Origin of the sequence: Compostibacillus humi (assembly GCF_014637175.1) — a bacterium.
GTDB classification, from domain to species: domain Bacteria; phylum Bacillota; class Bacilli; order Bacillales; family Amphibacillaceae; genus Oceanobacillus; species Oceanobacillus humi.
In genome coordinates, this window is the sequence record NZ_BMEV01000009.1 from 22,358 (window position 1) to 40,468 (window position 18,111).

An 18,111-nucleotide genomic window follows, 5' to 3' on the forward strand; every position below is an offset into this window, starting at 1 on the left:
GGGAGGAACGTGAAAAAGGAGATTATCGTTCTTCCAGGTGATGGTGTCGGCAGAGAAGTGATGGAAGCGGCAAAAACGGTGCTGAGAGCCATTGCCGATGAATATGATCATCAGTTTGTTTTTCACGAACATGAAATCGGCGGAGCGGCCATCGACCAATACGGTGTACCATTGCCGGAAGAAACGATTGACGCTTGCATGCACGGGGATGCCATTTTGCTCGGGGCGGTCGGCGGTCCGAAATGGGATCATGTAGCGCCGGATATCCGGCCGGAAAAAGGACTGCTCGGCATCCGCAAACAGCTTGGCTTGTATGCCAATTTACGGCCGGTGAAAGGATTTAAAGCGCTGCTCCAAGCATCGCCTCTAAAAGAAGAAATTCTTGGAGAAAGCGATATTTTAATCGTTCGCGAGCTGACGGGAGGGCTGTACTTTGGCCGGCCGAGCGAGCGGAGGGACAGCGGCAATACGGTCGTTGACACGTTGTCCTACACCCGTGAAGAGATGGAACGAATCATCGAGACTGGCTTTGAAAGTGCGATGAAGCGGCGGAAAAAACTCACTTCCGTTGATAAGGCAAACGTGTTGGAGTCGAGCCGGATGTGGCGGGAAATCGTTGAAGAAAAAGCGGCACAATATCCGGAAGTGGAAGTGGAGCATCTGCTCGTCGATGCCGCGGCGATGAAACTGATCACGGAGCCTTCTCGCTTTGACGTCATCGTTACGGAAAACTTGTTCGGCGATATTTTAAGCGATGAAGCATCCGTTCTGACCGGGTCGTTAGGGATGCTGCCGTCGGCAAGCTTGCGCAGGGACGGAGTCGGCATGTATGAACCGGTTCATGGATCCGCACCGGATATTGCCGGAAAAGGGGTCGCCAATCCGATCGGGATGATTTTGTCCGCAGCAATGATGTTAAGATATTCCTTCGGTTTGGAAGAGGAAGCACGGGAAATCGAAAGAGCGGTGGATGAATGTCTCGAACAGGGGTACTTTACACCGGACTTGTTTATTCCAGGCGGAACCCCTGTTGGGACAGCAGAAATGACGGCACGGATCATAGAAAATGTAACTGCCAAAAGCATTTCTGACAGCATTTGCGGCATGTATTCGTAACAGACAGAAGTCTTCCCATCCATGAAAGTCATGGATGGGAAGGCGGTAAGAGAGAATGGGAGGGAAGTACATGGGTCAACCGAAAACAATTATCGAAAAAATTTGGGAAAAACACGTCGTCCATCGGGAAGAAGGAAAGCCGGATTTAATATATATAGACCAGCATCTTATCCATGAAGTTACTTCTCCGCAAGCGTTTGAAGGATTGCGGCTGGCCAACCGAAAAGTCCGGCGTCCAGATTTAACTTATGCGACGATGGACCATAATGTGCCTACCATTCACCGGGAAAATGTGAAGGACCCGATTTCCGTCAAACAAATGGAGGCGTTGCGGAAAAACTGTGAAGATTTTGGGATTGAACTGGCGGATATGTTTCATCCGGATCAGGGCATTGTGCACGTTATCGGACCGCAGCTCGGTCTTACCCAGCCAGGGAAAACGATCGTGTGCGGCGACAGCCATACGTCTACCCATGGAGCATTTGGCGCTCTCGCTTTTGGAATCGGCACGAGCGAAGTGGAGCATGTGCTTGCAACCCAAACCCTTTGGCAAGAAAAACCGAAAACGTTAAACGTCCATGTAGTCGGTGAACTTGGCCCTGGGGTAACAGCGAAAGATTTAATCTTAGCGATCATTGCCAAATTTGGCGTGAAATTCGGAACGGGCTACGTGATGGAATATACCGGAGAGGCCATCCGGAATCTCGATATGGAAGGCCGGATGACGGTTTGCAATATGTCCATTGAAGGCGGCGCCCGGGCAGGATTAATCAGTCCGGACGAGAAAACGATTGAATATTTGCGGGGCAGAAGATACGTGCCTAAAGGTGAGGAATTTGAAAAGAAAGCGAAAGAATGGCTTGCCCTCGCCACCGATGAAGGTGCCGTTTACGATAAGACGGTAACGATTCATGCGGATGAAGTCGAACCTCAAGTTACATGGGGCACGAACCCGGGAATGTGCGTCCCTGTCAGCGGATCGACTCCAAGCCTGGATGAGGTGGAAAATAAGGAAGAAGTGCGAAGAGCTCTGGAATATATGGGACTGGAAGAAAACCAGCCGATTACATCCATTGAAGTCGACCATGTGTTCATCGGTTCCTGTACGAATTCCCGGTTAAGCGATTTGCAAAAAGCAGCGGAAATCGTCAAAGGAAGAAAAGTGAAGGACGGCATTAAAGCAATCGTCGTACCAGGTTCCTTTACGGTGAAAATGGAAGCAGAAAAACTGGGCATCGATCAAATATTTAAAGATGCCGGCTTTGAATGGCGGGATTCGGGCTGCAGCATGTGTCTCGGGATGAACGATGATATCGTGCCGCCAGGCGGAAGATGTGCATCGACATCGAACCGGAACTTTGAAGGAAGACAAGGAAGCGGGGCAAGAACCCACCTCGTCAGTCCGGAAATGGCTGCCGCAGCTGCCATTGAAGGCCATTTCGTCGACGTAAGAGAATATAAGGCCAGAGTTTTGCAGTAGGAGGGAGAACATGAAAGCCATTAAGGAACATAAAGGAAGAGTTTTTCCGTTAAACCGGGCGAACGTGGATACAGACCAAATTATCCCGAAACAGTTTTTAAAACGAATCGAGCGCACCGGCTTCGGCCAGTTCCTTTTTTACAACTGGCGCTTTGACGAAGACGGAAAGGAAAGACCGGATTTTCCGTTAAATGATCTGAAATATAAAGGAACATCGATTCTTGTTGCAGGGGAAAACTTCGGCTGCGGTTCCTCCCGGGAACATGCACCGTGGGCATTGCTCGATTACGGCTTTCAAGTAATTATCGCCCCGAGTTTTGCCGATATTTTCTATAATAATGCATTAAAAAACGGCATCATATTGATAAAGATGGAGGAAGCCCAAGTTAACGAATGGATGGAAAAAGCAGAAGAAGGAGACTTGGAACTTCACGTCCATTTAGAAAAACAGGAAATTACCGATGGTGAGGGAAATACGGTAGCCTTTGATATTCCTGCTTACCATAAGGAAAAGTTAATCCACGGCTGGGATGATATTGCACTGACATTGCAGCTGGAAGATAAAATTAAACAGTACGAAGAAACGATGCAAGTTTAAAGAAAGGGAGAGTGACAAAATTGGGGATTGCCTGACAGGTGAGTTAGTTCATACAGCTTGGAAGAGATTGACACCGATCGTTCACCAGACACCGTTATTAACATCAGCAACGACGAATGAATTAGTAGGAAAGCATGTCTATTTTAAGATGGAAAACCAGCAAAAAACTGGTGCCTTTAAGTTCCGCGGCGCCACCTACAAATTAATGCAGCTTAAAAAGAAGCAGCTGGCGAAGGGGGTGATTACCGCATCCGCAGGAAATCATGCCCAGGGGGTGGCGCTGGCAGCCCGTAAATTGGGAGTGAAGGCAACGATTTTTATGGCAGAAAAAACACCACTTGCCAAAGTGAACGCGACAAAAAATTATGGCGCTGATGTTGTGTTGACAGGCGAAAGTTTCCAGGAGGCATACGAAGCATCTTTACTTCACCAGAAGGAAAGCGGTGCAGTGTATATTCATCCCTTTGATGATTATGATATTATGACGGGGCAAGGCACGATGGTCATGGAAATGCTCCGTCAAGAAGACCGGATCGATACGATTATCGTGCCGATTGGCGGCGGCGGCCTGATTAGCGGCGTAGCGGTGGCGGCAAAGCACGTGAACCGCAATATGAAGATTATCGGCGTCCAGGCAGAAGGAGCGAAAGCTATTTACGAAAGCTATCACAAGAACATCGTGAAAGAGCTCGATACAGTTTCTACCATTGCCGAGGGGATTGCGGTAAAAAAACCGGGAGAAAAGACGCTGCCGATTATTCGGAAATATGTCGATGATATTGTGACCGTCACCGACGAGGAGATTGCCGCTGCCATTTATTACATGCTGGAGCGGAATAAAACGTTAATGGAAGGGGCAGGTGCTGCAGCGCTAGCCGCACTGTTCGCCCATAACGATAAAATTCATTCCCGCCATTGCGGCATTATCGTCAGCGGCGGAAACTTAGATATTAGCTTGATGGCAAAAATTGAACAAATGGCAAAAAAAGCGGAGCCAAGGGAAGAACAGCTCCTCGTCGTATAAAGTAATAGAACCGTCTGAAATCATTCGATTTCAGGCGGTTTTTTGGTGTTTGAATCGAAGTAAGAAATCAAGAATGCCAGAATATTGAAGCACAGCCGCAAAATAGAGAAATCATTTTTTAGGCTAGGTCTGTAGAAATATGTCGTTATATGTATAAAGAAAAAACAACTGTGTAAATGGAACTAATGTTATAATACAGAAATAAAATTTTGTACTGTCACAGTAATTATCACCTATATTATAACCCAAAGATGTTATATAACAAAATATAATTTTCTTCAAATCTTCCAAATAGGAATTTTATCATACTTCTATCGGACTGCGAGAAAATTGTCGATTTCTGTTAATTATCATTAATTACTTGATTTTTCAAAAATATTACAATATAATTTTCGTAACATTCTATTTTTTATATAAAAGTAATATTTTTATAAAAATAGGAATTGTCATTGTATGCAAACTTCTAATAGAGTAAGGGGGATCAGCGTGGAAAATCCATTGTTGCAAATCAACCATTTAAGTACCTCATTTCGTATCGGTGACCAATATTACCGGGCGGTGGATGACGTATCGCTTTCGGTAAACAAAAACGAAGTGCTGGGCATCGTCGGGGAATCAGGATCAGGAAAAAGCGCCCTCGCTTACTCCATCATGCGCTTGCATAACCGGGCAAAAATCGAAGGGGAAATCCTCTTTCGCGGAAAAGATATTATGACTTTAAAAAACTCCGAAATGAATAAACTGCGGGGAAATGATATGGCAATGATTTTCCAGGATCCCCTTACTGCCTTAAATCCGTTAATGCCAGTCGGCAATCAGATTGGCGAAACCCTCCTTCTCCATCAGCCAAATATATCCAAACACGAGCGGAAAGAGCGGGTGCTCGAACTGCTTCATCTCGTGGGCATTCCGCGTCCAAACTACGTATATGAACAATTTCCCCATGAATTATCCGGGGGGATGCGCCAGCGAATTGTCATCGCCATTGCGATTGCCAATAAGCCGGAGCTGCTTATTGCCGATGAGCCGACGACGGCATTAGATGTGACGATTCAGGCGCAAATCCTCGATTTAATCCGAGAATTAAAAGAAGATATGCATTCCGGCGTCATTCTGATTACCCATGATTTAGGGGTAGTAGCAGAAATGGCGGATCGGGTAGCTGTCATGTATGCCGGTGAGATAGTGGAAATTGCGGATGTCGTCTCATTGTTCGAAAATCCGCTCCATCCTTACACCCGGTCTCTTCTCAATTCGGTTCCGGCGGAAGGACAAGACCGGCTCCACGTCATTCAGGGTATTGTGCCGGCGCTGCAATATTTGCCGCGGGAAGGCTGCCGGTTTAGGGAAAGAATTCCATGGATTGATCCGTCAGCCCATGAAGAACATCCCGAACTCCATGAAGTCGAACCTGGTCATTTCGTCCGCTGCACGTGCTTTAAACAGTTCTACTTCCCGGATAAAAGAGAGGAGGCAGGAATATATGGCAATTCTTGAAGTTACGAATCTAAAAGTCTACTTTCCTATTAAAGCAGGGATCTTTAACCGGACGGTAGATTACGTCCGGGCAGTCGACGGCGTTTCCTTTGTTTTGGAAGAGGGGAAAACTTACGGGCTTGTTGGCGAATCCGGATCGGGCAAAACGACGACAGGCCGGGCAATTATCGGTTTGGAGAAAGTTACGGAAGGAAAGATTGTTTTTCAAGGGAAGGACATAACGAAAAAAAGGGCAAGAACCCGGGAACTGAACAGAAATATGCAGATGATTTTCCAGGACCCCTATTCTTCCTTAAATCCGAAAAAGCGGGTGCTGGACATCGTAGCTGAACCGTTAAGGAATTATGAACATTTATCAAAGAAGCAAGAGAAAATGCGGGTGCAGGAATTGCTTGAATTGGTCGGGCTAAGTCCGGAAAGCATTTTAAAATATCCCCATGAATTTTCCGGCGGCCAGCGCCAGCGGATCGGGATAGCGAGGGCCATCGCCTTGAAGCCAAAATTAATCATCGCCGATGAGCCGGTATCCGCATTGGACGTTTCAGTACAAGCCCAGGTGCTGAACTTTATGAAAGATATTCAGAAGGAACTGGGGCTTACCTATTTATTCATCAGCCATGATTTAGGGATCGTCAAACATATGTGTGACGAAATCGCGATTATGTATAAAGGCAGGCATGTGGAACAGGGAACGAAAGAAGATATTTTTGAACGGCCGCAGCATATTTATACGAAACGGCTCGTTGCCGCCATTCCGGAAATTAATCCGAGACATCGGGAAAAGCAGTTTCAGTTTCGCAAAGAAGTCGAGAAGGAATATGATGCTGCCTACGATGACTACTTCAACAAAGATGGGCTTGCTTATCAACTGCAAAAAATATCCGATACCCATCTTGTGGCACTCCCGGAGAAAGGGTGAAATTTATGTGGAAATTTATCGTTAGGAGAATTATCATTACGTTTCCGCAGCTGATTTTGCTGAGCGTGCTGCTCTTCTTAATGGCACAGGCCATGCCGGGAGATGCGTTAACCGGACTGATTGACCCGAATGTTCCGGAAGAAGTAAAAGAGCAGCGCAGGGAAGAGCTTGGATTAAATGATCCATGGCATGTCCGGTATGTCGATTGGGTGTCCGGGATCGTCAAAGGGGATCTTGGCCAGTCCTTCCGTTTTAAAATGCCGGTGACCGAAGTCGTGACTGACCGGGTTATTAATTCCTTCTGGCTTTCTCTCGTTACTTTAGTTTTTACTTATCTGATTGCGGTTCCCCTTGGCATGTTAAGCGGAAGGTACAACAATACATTGCTCGATTCTGCCATCACAACGTATACATACATCGGTTTTGCCACACCGATATTCATCTTTGCTTTAGTGATGGTGTGGGTATTTGGCTACAATTTAGGCTGGTTTCCGACGAGCGGCAGTGTCGCACCCGGACTGGAGCCGGGAACGATGGAATATTATTTAAGCAAATTTTATCATTTGCTGCTGCCGGCACTTTCGATGGCGCTCATTCAAACCGTCTCAACGGTCCAGTATTTGCGCAGTGAAATCATTGATACGAAACAGAAAGATTTTATTATTACCGCTCGGGCGAAGGGTGCCTCGGAATCAAGAGTCTACAACAGACATATTTTTCGCAATTCGATTCTTCCGATTGCTGCCTTTTTCGGCTATGAAATTACGACGTTAATTACCGGAAGTATTTTTGTCGAACGAATTTTTGCTTACCCGGGAATGGGGCAGCTGTTTATTGAGTCGGTTTTGCTTCGGGATTTTAGTGTCGTCAATGCGGTCGTCCTCTTATTTGGAATTGCGATGATTTTAGGAGCGTTATTGTCCGACATTATTTTAAGCATTGTGGATCCGCGCATTCGTATTAAATAAGAAAAGGCAGATTCCGAGGTGATATAAAGTGGAAATGAACAATATAAATGTGGTAGACCAAGTGCATGACCCAACGAAAAGTCCGTCGGGATTGCGGATTTTATGGAAGGAGATTGTCCGGGATAAGCTGGCGTTAGTTTCTCTTATTTTTCTCATTGTAATCAGTTTATCGGTTTTTACAATTTCTCTCGTACTGGATCAAGATGAAATTGTCAAGGTTGATTTATTTGCCATCAATGAGCCGCCTTCCGAGGAGTTTATTCTCGGTACCGATTACGGCGGACGGGATGTATTCGGGCAGCTGATTATCGGCACGAGAAATACGATGCTGATCGGCATTGCTGTCACCTTAATGAGCGGAATATTTGGGGTTGCCTTTGGGCTGATTGCCGGCTACTTTGGCGGGCATATCGATAACGCACTCATGCGGGTATTAGACTTTTTCCAAATCCTTCCGTTTACAATGCTCGTCATCGTCTTCGTTGCCATCGTGCCCAAATATACGATTTTTTCCTTTGCGCTCATTTTTGCTGCTTTCAGCTGGATGGGCATCGCCAGGCTAATCCGTTCCAAGGCGCTGCAGGAAAAAGAACTGGAATATATTAAAGCGTCACAAACGCTAGGGACATCCCATCCAAAAATTATTTTCCGCGAAATGATGCCGAATATCAGTTCCTTAATTATTGTGACGATGACGCTAAATTTGGCGAACAATATCGGGATTGAGTCTGGATTATCCTTTTTAGGCTTTGGTTTTCCGGAAACGACTCCAAGCCTGGGAACATTGTTAAGTTACGCAATGAACCCGCAAACGCTGGAACATCGTTGGTGGATTTGGGCCCCGGCAGCAGTGATGATCTTAGTATTGATGCTTGCTGTCAGAAATGTGGGCGAAGCGCTGCGGCGGGCGACCGATGCCCGGCAGCGGCGGGGATAAGTTTGGTACTGGCATCCTTTTTCGGGATGTTTAGTATACATGTCAGACTTATGAGCTGACAAATAAATATTAGGGGAGGTTAAAAGATGTGTAAACCAAGCAGGCTGAAATGGCTATTAGCCTTCATGCTTATGTTGTTGCTCGTGTTGGCAGCATGCAGCGGAGATTCTGGCGAAGAAGCAGAGAGCAGTGACGATACAGAATCGACCGAAGAAGCTGCGGAAGAGACAGAGGAACAAGAAGAAGAAGGGGAAGAGGAATCGGAAGATAATATTTATTCCATTGACGACTTCAGCCCGGTAAAAACCGATCAGGGAGAACCGATGGATGGAGGTACGCTCAATTTCGGTTTAGTTTCTGACACGGTTTTTGAGGGAGTATTAAATCCGGTATTCTATGAAGGAAATCCGGATGCAGAAGTGATGGAGTTTTTTGTAGAAGGACTTTTCAGTTTTGATGAAAACTTCAATTATACCCAAGATGGTGCAGCAACATGGAAGTTGGACGAAAATGATGACGGCACGGTAACGATGACGGTGGAAATCCGCGACAATGTCAACTGGCATGACGGCGAACCGGTTACGGCGGAAGATTTGGCTTTTGCCTATGAAGTCATCGGTCATCCGGACTATACCGGAGTACGCTACTACTTAGTGGAAAATGTGCTCGGCATGGAAGAATATAATGCCGGCGAAGCAGATTCCATTTCCGGTTTAGAGATTGTCGATGAGAAGACATTGAAGATTACCTTTACCCATGCGTTCCCAGGAATTAAAGCAAGCGGTTTATGGGATGATCCGCTGCCGAAACATATTTTTGGGGATATTCCGGTAGAGGAGATGGCTGAGTCGGATGCCGTCCGGAAAAACCCGATCGGATTCGGGCCATTTAAGGTGGAAACGATTACTCCTGGAGAAGCTGTCACGTTTTCTGCCTTTGAAGACTACTGGCAAGGTCCGCCAAAACTGGATGGGGTAACGTTAAAGGTTGTTCCTCCGGAAACGGTGGCGGAAGCGTTAGAATCTGGAGAAATAGATACGGTAGATAGATTCCCAACGGATCAATATCCAGATGTTAAAGATAAACTGACGAATGTGGAATTTTTAGGACAGCAGGAATTGGCATATACGTATATCGGCTTTAAGCTCGGCAAGCGCAATGATGACGGAGAAGCAGTCATGGATCCGGATGCAAAGATGGCGGATGTCAACTTGCGCCGGGCAATGTGGCATGCAGTGGATAACGATGCTGTCGGCGAACGATTCTATAACGGATTGCGCTGGAAAGCAACTTCGTTAATTATTCCGCGGTTCACTTATTATCATAAGCCGGATTTAGATGTTCCAGATTACGATCCGGATGAAGCCAACCGGATTTTGGACGAAGCAGGATATATTGATGTCGATGGCGACGGATTGAGAGAAGATCCGAACGGAGAAAAACTGACAATTAACTTTGCCTCCATGTCTGGCGGTGAGGTGGCAGAACCGATTGCCAACTACTACATCCAGGCATGGAAGCAAGTCGGTTTGGATGTGCAGCTTGTCGATGGACGTTTGCTGGAATTTAACACGTTCTATGACCGGGTAGAAGCCGACGACCCTGAAATTGACATCTATCAAGGTGCATGGGGTACAGGTACGGACGTCGACCAGCGAGGATTATACAGCCGTACGGCATCGTACAACTATCCGCGCTATGCTAGCGACAAGAATGATGAGCTGTTAGAAGCAGGAGCTTCCCCTGAGGCAATGGATTTGGAATATAGGAAAGAAATCTACAATCAGTGGCAAGAGCTGATGGTAGAAGAAATTCCAGTATTCCCGACCCTATACCGTGCCGAGCTCATACCGGTTAACAACCGTGTAACGGGCTGGAATATCCAAGATCATTGGAACGGTCTATATGAAGTAGGCGTAACCCAAGACGATCCAATCCTTCCATAAAATATAAAAGCGGAGCAGAAAAGGCTGCTCCGCTTTGTCATGTACTGCCGCCAAGAGCTTCTCGTACGTTCATTTTTCTTTTTGTTTGAAGGCAATGGTGAATAAGATGCCGTTTATAAAAGTTACGAATCCGAGTACTAGCCACATTATTTCCTTGCCGAATAGATAGGATATGAAAAAGAAAAAGGCGGCAATGAAAAACAAGACGCTGGCTGCCGAATATAATTTCTTTTTCTCAACTTCCTGCTTTGCCACGGTAAACAAACCTCCTTTGTTTTATATTCACTGTCATCGGGACAAGGTGCCGTTCGCATTTTGCCGGTGACGGTTAATTTAAAGTCGTAAGCATAAAAGACTCCATTTGCTAAGAAAATAATGGCGATGAGAGTTCAGCGGGATTCATCCTTAAACAAGGATACGATAAAAATAAAAAATGCAGCAACAAAAAATAGTAAATTACTTTTTTATGAAGCTTTCTGTTCTTCTCGCGCTTATTTGTCAATATTGTTTCATCCCCCCCTCTTGGTCATTTCCCATGCGTTTACCTTCCGATGAACAAGCCAATTCTAATGACAATATATGTATATTCACTTCCAAATCCCGTTAGTGCTATATATGAGCAATTCATACAAGTGACGCTTCCCGAATTTAATGGGGTGTTAGGCCACGATAGTATCCGATGACAAGTAGTATATCGTTCCGCTATAATATTCCTTAGATGAATTTGAGGAGGAATTGTATGTTGGGCGAAAAAGATATAGGCAAGAAGCTTGCCGGCGAGCAGGCTGCAAACGAAGTCCAGGACGGAATGAAAGTCGGTTTAGGTTCCGGTTCGACCGTTTACTGGATGGTAAAAAGATTGGGCGAAAGAGTACAGCAAGGATTAAAAGTCGAAGGGATTCCATCCTCTAATCAAACGGAACAATGGGCGAAAGAATTCGGTGTCCCCCTTACTAATTTTTCCCAGGTGGATTATCTCGACGTGACGATCGACGGGGCAGATGAAGTGGATGAAAACCTCAATTTAATTAAAGGCGGAGGCGGTGCTCTGTTCCGGGAAAAAGTGATTGCCGAGGCAGCGAAAAAGTTTGTGATTATCGTTGACCAATCAAAAGTCGTCACCCAATTGGGAGCTTATCCGCTGCCGGTAGAAGTATTGCCATTCGGCTGGGAAATGGCGGCAAAATCGATCGAAGCATTAGGTTGCGAATGGAAGCTGCGCCGGCGCAATAATGAAATATTTGTAACGGATAACGGCAATTATATATTAGATTGTGATTTCGGGATGATTCCCAATCCGGAAGAATTACATAAACAATTAAAAATGATTGTCGGTGTCGTGGAAACAGGATTATTTGCGAATATGGCGGACAAAGTGATTATTGGCGGCCGGGAAACAACAAAAACGATCGAAGCCTAGCGGTCAGTCTTGGGTATCGCCGGTGCGCATCACCGGCGGCACTTATATACAAAAGCCTGCTTTTTTAAGAGCGCTGCAGGCTGCTTCAATTTTATCCATGGAATCCGCTTCCAGCGTATGCTGGTGAATCCCTTTCGTCAATGTCAGCAAATAAGGAGCATTCGTTTCTTTGATTCGATGATAAAAGGCATCGGCTTCCTTCCGGCTGCTGACGCCAATCGGAGCCGTCAATTTACCGTATACGGCATGTTCCACGATGACGTCTTTTACGGTGACGCCATGGTCGACAATCGTATACAATTCATCTAACGTCTGTTCCGGACCGTGTTTGCAGACTATGACTTTCCGGAACGGGGCGTTTTCTTTTTGCTTGTCCAAGTAGATGTATCCTTGGCTTGTGGATACAATCGGCTCATTTTTTGCCTTTAATACGGAAATATCCTGAACGATTACTTGGCGGGACACTTTCGTTTTATTCGCTAAGTCCCGGCCGGATACCGGGGATGTTGCTTCTTTTAACACCGATACGATAAATTGCTGCCTTTCCAAAGGCGGCATTTTTCTATCTCCATTCACATTTGTCCCTCCCTTTGCCGTCCCTAGTTTCCAGTAAAAATCACTTGATTCTATGTTAAATCTATGTAAAGATAGATGACAAGACAGCTATATATTCTCTAGTATAATAAAAATCGGCAGAAAAAGAAAATACGTTTTTTCAATAGGGATGCACGGGTCCTGTCATTCCAGCCGTGCCTCTATTTATCAATTTATTGTGAAAAAATTCACAATATAGAAAGCGATATATATTTTTGGAAAATAGAACCATCTGTATACTGCTATGAGGCTCACATTGGAGGTAAAATGATGAATCCATTATACGTACGAAAAGCACTTGAATCTTTTTTCCTGGAAGATATTGGCGAAAGGGATCTGACGAGCAGCACGATTTTCCCTGCAGCGCAAAAAGGCAGGGGAGTATTTATCGCAAAGGAAGACGGCATCATTTCCGGCTTGCCGATTATCGAAGAAGCATATCATTTGCTGGACCGAAATATTGAAGTCGTCCTGCATAAGGAAGACGGCCAGCTTGTCAAAAAAGGAGAAACAATTGCTGAAGCGTTCGGCCCGGTACGTTTCCTGCTTACAGGAGAACGGGTTATTTTAAATCTGCTCCAGCGAATGAGCGGCATTGCTACGATGACCCGCCGCTGCAAAGAAGCGCTCGCTGACCCAACGATTCAAATTTGCGATACGAGAAAAACAGCGCCAGGATTGCGTATTTTTGACAAGTATGCCGTTGTAACCGGCGGCGGCAGAAACCACCGCAACGGATTATACGACGGAGTAATGATCAAGGATAACCATATTTCCTATGCCGGTTCCATTACGAACGCAGTAAACGCGGTAAGGGAAAAATTAGGCCATATGGTGAAAATCGAAGTAGAAACAGAAACCCGGGAAGAAGTTTTGGAAGCGGTTCAAGCTGGAGCTGACGTTATCATGTTCGACAACCGGAAACCGGAAGAGGTAAAAGAATTTGCTCAGCTTGTTCCCGAACATATCGTCACCGAAGCATCCGGAGGAATTACACTGGACAATATTGCAAGTTACCGCCATACCGGCGTCCAATATATTTCGTTAGGGTTTTTAACCCATTCCGTCAAAGCGTTGGATATTAGTTTGCAAGTTAAGGAAGGCGACAAAAAATAACGATCAGGAGGATCCAGCTGGTGAAAAAATTGATAAGATCTTGTTTACTGTTCCTTGTCATCTTTTTGACCGCTTGCGGTGCTGAACATGGGGATTCTCCTCTTCAGACGACGATTGTCGGAGGAAGTGTCGGCGGAGCATGGTCCGTTTTCACCGAGGGCATTGCCGAGACGATTCGCCGGGAATATGATGGTTCGATTGTAACCGTCGAGCCGGGGGGAATTGTAGAAAATCCGGCAATGGTCAGCTTAGGGAAAGTACCCTACGGCTTATCCTATGCGATGACTGCCTACGCCGCATACGAAGGCGCCGAACCTTATGACAAGCCTTACAATGATATCCGTGCGGTAAGTGTTGTCATCCCTGGCAATTACTATCAATTCCTCGTATCCGCCGATTACCGATACGACTCATTGGAGGGGATTATCAACGATAAAGCACCGATGCGCTTAGCCCTGGATGCGAAAGGGTCTGCTGGGGAAATAATTACACGGCAAATTTTTGCCGAATACGGTGTAACCTATGATGATATTGTTGCTTGGGGAGGAACGGTGGATCATTTAAGCGGTTCGAAAACCTTTGAAATGATGGCAGATAATCGAATGGACGCGACAGGTGATGCGGTATCCGTCCCTTCCAGCGATATTATCGAAGCAACGACGACGATGGACTTAAAAATGTTTTCATTCCCTGATGATGTTCTCGAAAATGTCAGTGAGAAGCTGGGGATGGAAACAGCCACCATACCGAAAAACAGCTATTCCTTTTTGCAGGAGGATATTCAAACGTTAAATACACCAGCCATTCTAATCGTCCATAAAGATGTGCCGGAAGAAGAAGTGTATCAGGTGACGAAAGCAATTTATGAACATCTCGATTATTTGCGGAACGTACATGGAGAATTTCAAAACCTGACCGAAAGAAATATGGCAAGTGTCGGACAAATTCCTTTACATCCGGGGGCGGAAAAGTTTTTTGAGGAGAAGGGAATGTTAGATGAAGGAGTTACGGGGGAGTAACATTTCTTTTGTGAAATAAATAACACATGTTCAAACGAAAGCATATGTCATTTGGGGGAAGGAATGTTGACTTGTGGCAAAGAAATATAAATTCGCCGCTTGGTTTCAAACGGGAGAAAAACGAAAACTTACAGGGATTCATTTAAAAATTTTTTATGTGCTCGCACTGATTTTGGCTGTTTATCAAATTTGGTCTGTCATCTGGGGAAAATTAGACCCGATGAATCAGATGGCGCTGCATTTATCTTTTGTACTCGCATTAACTTTTTTATTATACAGCTTTTCGAAAAAATCGATCGGGCCGCCAACGATATTCGATGTTGTTTGTGCCATCCTTGCGATTAGCGCCGGCATCTATTTTACGTATCATGCAGCGTATTTTTCCGTCCGTATTCCGATTTTAGACCCGCTGTCTCCAATGGACATTTTCTTCGGACTCGTATTTGTCCTCTTAAGCATGGAGGCAGCGCGAAGAACCATCGGATACCCGATTATCGTCCTTGTGCTGATTAGTTTCGGCTATGTATTATGGGGGCACTTTTTGCCTGGCTTGTGGCAGCACCGGCCGTTTACTGCCGGGGAATTGCTGGAAGATTTAGCCTTTAGCTTTAACGGGTTATGGGGTTCCCCTATTTCCGTGGCCGCGACTTTCGTCTTTATCTTTATGCTTTTTGGCGCCTTTTTAAAAAAGGCAGGCGCCGGGGAATTTTTCTTTAAACTTTCCATGGCCATCGCCGGAAGATCCCGGGGCGGATCGGCAAAAGTAGCTGTGATTGCCAGTGCTTTATTTGGATCGATTTCCGGAAGCCCGACGGCAAATACGGTGACGACCGGCTCCTTCACAATCCCTGTCAATAAAAGAGCCGGGTACACACCGACGACGGCAGCAGCGGTGGAAGCCGCCGCTTCTACCGGAGGGAGCATATTGCCGCCGATTATGGGTTCCGCTGCTTTCCTGATGGCAGCAGTAACCCAGTTTCCATACGCGACGATTATGGTTGCAGCAATCATTCCAGGAATTTTATATTATATTTCCTTATATTGCATGGTCCATTTTCAAGCGCTGCGTTCAAATATTCCGACGCCGAAAGACGAACATATCCCGAATCTGAAAGAAGTGTGGAAAGAAGGATGGTATTACTTCATCCCATTAATCGTTTTAGTTGTCTTTTTATTTCAGGGGTATAGCGCGTCCAGAACCGGATTTTACGGCATTCTTTCCATTATTGCCGTCAGCTGGTTCCGGAGAGAAACCCGAATGGGACTCAAGGAAATTGGGGAAGCACTCGTCGACGGGGCAAGATCAGCCATCCCGGTTTCGACCGCATGTGCAGCGGCAGGGCTGATGATTGCCGGCATTATGACGACAGGACTTGGCGGGAAATTAACGAGCATCGTTCTTTCGATAACGGAAGGAATGTTTTTCCCGACTTTGGTGTTAGTGATGGTCATATGCATTATTTTAGGGATGGGCATGCCGGTAGCAGCAGCGTACATTTTGACCGCAATGCTGGCTGCTCCTGCTTTAATTGAATTAGGCGTCAGCCCGCTGGCTGCTCACCTGTTCATCGTCTATTTCTCAATTTTTTCTGCTATTACTCCGCCGGTCGCTGTGGCTGCTTATGCGGCAGCAGGAATTGCCCAGGCAAATCCGAACCAGGTCGGATTGGAGGCGGTAAAAATCGGTATTGTCGGCTTTATCGTTCCGTTTATGTTCGTATTGGAACCGGGATTGTTAATGCAAGGGTCGGTCATGACAATTGTTATCTCCGCTATTACGGCGGCCATCGGAGTCGTTTCTCTGTCTGCCGGGATCATCGGCTGGTTTGCGGCAAGAGCGGCCATTTTGCACCGGAGTATATTGATAATCAGCGGCTGTACATTGATTTATCCCGACTTTTTCATCAGTGCATCGGGATTGGCAGGATTAATCCTCGTTTTCTTCCTCCAGAAAAGGAAAAAGGAAGCCGTCCGCCCTGCATCGGATTTCACCGGGGCAGCCGATAAAGCAATCGCAGAAAATCGTTAAAACTTTTCCGAAGTCGAAAAAAGTAGGCAATTGCCATTCTTTCGATATATAATAAATGCAAAACGTAGAAGGGGAGGAAGCCGGAAATGAAATACTTTGCCGTTTTGCTGCCAATGAAAGATGAAGAAAAAAGCAAAACCTATCGTCCGGAACATTTAGCTTACTTGGAAAAGAAAGAAGAGGAAGGGAAAGTGTTCGCCCGCGGCCGATTTGCTGACGGTACGGCAGGTCTCGTCATCTATATCGCTGACTCTTATGAAGAAGCGGAAGAACTGACAAAACAAGATCCGTACGTTATTCATGGGGCAAGGTCATACGAAATCCATGAATGGGATATGATTACAAAGGCGACATTGCTAAAATAAATGCAGTGGAGGTGTCTTCTTCGGGCACCTCTACTTTTTTTGCCTATTTTTTTCTGTCCAATACGGAGAATCCGCTTTCTCCGGGGTATGTCCTAATTTATAAAAACTAGAAATAGACTTCTACATAGTCAAAGGAAATGAATAGGTCATAGGATGGTATAAACGGAAGAAAGCAGGTGATAGGTTTATGAGTCATTCTTCGAAAAACCATTTTCCTTCTGAAAAGGTAGTTCAAGTCATGGTGGACAGCATTTTGCGCAAAAATGGGGTTAAAAGAGAGGAATTAAAAAGCAATATTTCTGAAGAACAAAAACAAATGCTGAAGGAAATGGTGGAGGATTTGCGCAAACAAGTGGAAGCATTCCAACAAAGCAACCGAACTGACGAAGATTCTGATGAATTGAGAGATTAATGAGAGAAACCTAAGTGTGCAACGTTCACTTAGGTTTTTTTCTATATAAAAACTAGACGGACAACCGGTAGGTGTTTGTTTCAAATTCTATAAATCTAGTGTTTTTGTACAGTCTATAAAGAGAAAAGTCCATAAATTATTGTATATACAACGAAAGGAGTGTTCAAAATATGACAATTTATCGGCGGATGAATACGAAAGACCGAAATCCCAATTTCTTTTTTAATGATGATGACCACAATGAAGTCGACGTAGCAGAAGATAGCCGTTTCCGTGATAATGATTTTTTTAGTGACGATGCAATTTCTCAGGAAGCAGATCAGCTATCCTTTATGGAGCAAGAATCGGCAGAATTAATCTGGGTCAAGGAATCTTGCAACATTCGAATCACTTCTACCGATACCCAGGCAGCGGTTTCCTTGCAGGCAGCTTTGCAGGTTGCTATCGGCCTGGTGTTAAGTATTTCTATTCTTGATGGCGATCAGCGAGAAAAAATTTCCCAGGAATTACTGCAAATCTCTGACGTAGAGCAAACGAACCGGCAAAAAATATTTATCTATAACACAAAGGATGCCAGGGTGAGAACAGTCGATACAGATATTGCCATCAACATTCAACTATTATTCCAGATTTTGCTCACCTTGGTCGTGCTTGTGGATATTTTATAATTT

General features: G+C 45.4%; 18 protein-coding genes. 16 read left to right on the forward strand and 2 right to left on the reverse strand.

Features of this window, described 5'->3' with window-relative positions; all coding sequences use genetic code 11:
* The first annotated feature begins 9 nt into the window (after positions 1-9).
* From leuB to opp4A, 9 genes are all read left to right on the forward strand, one after another.
* Positions 10-1,116: a 3-isopropylmalate dehydrogenase gene (leuB, locus tag IEV18_RS03565; RefSeq protein ID WP_188391007.1), complete on the forward strand. Its 1,107-nt coding sequence runs from the start codon at positions 10-12 to the stop codon at positions 1,114-1,116.
* A gap of 70 nt (positions 1,117-1,186) precedes the next feature.
* Entirely contained in the window at positions 1,187-2,596 is a 1,410-nt protein-coding gene (gene leuC, locus IEV18_RS03570) for a 3-isopropylmalate dehydratase large subunit (protein WP_188391008.1), read from the forward strand.
* Positions 2,597-2,606: 10 nt separating this feature from the next.
* On the forward strand, positions 2,607-3,194 hold the full coding sequence (leuD, locus tag IEV18_RS03575) for a 3-isopropylmalate dehydratase small subunit (RefSeq protein ID WP_188391009.1): 588 nt from the start codon (positions 2,607-2,609) through the stop codon (positions 3,192-3,194).
* Between the two features lie 67 nt (positions 3,195-3,261).
* Positions 3,262-4,218, forward strand: a complete 957-nt coding sequence (gene ilvA, locus IEV18_RS03580; RefSeq protein ID WP_229733536.1) for a threonine ammonia-lyase — start codon at positions 3,262-3,264, stop codon at positions 4,216-4,218.
* A 486-nt stretch (positions 4,219-4,704) separates the two neighbouring features.
* Positions 4,705-5,715: an ABC transporter ATP-binding protein gene (locus tag IEV18_RS03585; RefSeq protein WP_308421535.1), complete on the forward strand. Its 1,011-nt coding sequence runs from the start codon at positions 4,705-4,707 to the stop codon at positions 5,713-5,715.
* A complete protein-coding gene (locus tag IEV18_RS03590; RefSeq protein WP_188391010.1) occupies positions 5,702-6,634 on the forward strand; it encodes an ABC transporter ATP-binding protein in 933 nt (310 codons plus the stop codon). Before IEV18_RS03585 ends, IEV18_RS03590 begins: the two co-directional genes overlap by 14 nt.
* A gap of 5 nt (positions 6,635-6,639) precedes the next feature.
* Positions 6,640-7,602 carry an oligopeptide ABC transporter permease gene (gene opp4B / locus IEV18_RS03595; RefSeq protein WP_188391011.1) on the forward strand — a complete coding sequence of 321 codons (963 nt, stop codon included), beginning with the start codon at positions 6,640-6,642 and terminating at the stop codon, positions 7,600-7,602.
* Positions 7,603-7,636: 34 nt separating this feature from the next.
* Positions 7,637-8,539, forward strand: coding sequence for an ABC transporter permease (locus IEV18_RS03600; protein WP_188391012.1), 903 nt, complete (start codon positions 7,637-7,639; stop codon positions 8,537-8,539).
* An 86-nt stretch (positions 8,540-8,625) separates the two neighbouring features.
* Positions 8,626-10,485 (forward strand): oligopeptide ABC transporter substrate-binding protein, encoded by a 1,860-nt coding sequence (opp4A, locus tag IEV18_RS03605; RefSeq protein WP_188391013.1) that lies wholly within the window; start codon positions 8,626-8,628, stop codon positions 10,483-10,485.
* A 69-nt stretch (positions 10,486-10,554) separates the two neighbouring features.
* On the opposite strand, the gene IEV18_RS03610 is transcribed toward opp4A, so the two are convergent.
* A complete protein-coding gene (locus tag IEV18_RS03610) occupies positions 10,555-10,740 on the reverse strand; it encodes a hypothetical protein (protein WP_188391014.1) in 186 nt (61 codons plus the stop codon).
* 484 nt (positions 10,741-11,224) lie between these two features.
* On the opposite strand from IEV18_RS03610, the gene rpiA reads away from it, so the two are divergent.
* Positions 11,225-11,905, forward strand: coding sequence for a ribose-5-phosphate isomerase RpiA (gene rpiA / locus IEV18_RS03615; RefSeq protein WP_188391015.1), 681 nt, complete (start codon positions 11,225-11,227; stop codon positions 11,903-11,905).
* A 42-nt stretch (positions 11,906-11,947) separates the two neighbouring features.
* Here the strand turns inward: rpiA and IEV18_RS03620 are convergent, their stop codons facing one another.
* The gene (locus tag IEV18_RS03620; RefSeq protein ID WP_188391048.1) at positions 11,948-12,463 is read right to left on the reverse strand and encodes a transcription repressor NadR; all 516 of its coding nucleotides are present in this window, start codon (positions 12,461-12,463) and stop codon (positions 11,948-11,950) included.
* A gap of 306 nt (positions 12,464-12,769) precedes the next feature.
* Between IEV18_RS03620 and nadC the strand changes: the two genes are divergently transcribed.
* The 6 genes from nadC (at position 12,770) to IEV18_RS03650 (ending at position 18,108) form a co-directional block, all read left to right on the forward strand.
* Complete coding sequence (gene nadC / locus IEV18_RS03625) at positions 12,770-13,615, forward strand: carboxylating nicotinate-nucleotide diphosphorylase (protein WP_188391016.1); 846 nt, start codon at positions 12,770-12,772, stop codon at positions 13,613-13,615.
* Positions 13,616-13,635: 20 nt separating this feature from the next.
* Complete coding sequence (locus IEV18_RS03630; RefSeq protein ID WP_188391017.1) at positions 13,636-14,634, forward strand: TAXI family TRAP transporter solute-binding subunit; 999 nt, start codon at positions 13,636-13,638, stop codon at positions 14,632-14,634.
* Between the two features lie 73 nt (positions 14,635-14,707).
* The gene (locus IEV18_RS03635) at positions 14,708-16,663 is read left to right on the forward strand and encodes a TRAP transporter permease (protein WP_188391018.1); all 1,956 of its coding nucleotides are present in this window, start codon (positions 14,708-14,710) and stop codon (positions 16,661-16,663) included.
* 86 nt (positions 16,664-16,749) lie between these two features.
* A complete protein-coding gene (locus IEV18_RS03640) occupies positions 16,750-17,028 on the forward strand; it encodes a YciI family protein (protein WP_188391019.1) in 279 nt (92 codons plus the stop codon).
* 187 nt (positions 17,029-17,215) lie between these two features.
* Positions 17,216-17,440, forward strand: coding sequence for a spore coat protein (locus IEV18_RS03645; protein ID WP_188391020.1), 225 nt, complete (start codon positions 17,216-17,218; stop codon positions 17,438-17,440).
* A 170-nt stretch (positions 17,441-17,610) separates the two neighbouring features.
* On the forward strand, positions 17,611-18,108 hold the full coding sequence (locus IEV18_RS03650; RefSeq protein ID WP_188391021.1) for a spore coat protein: 498 nt from the start codon (positions 17,611-17,613) through the stop codon (positions 18,106-18,108).
* Positions 18,109-18,111: the final 3 nt, after the last annotated feature.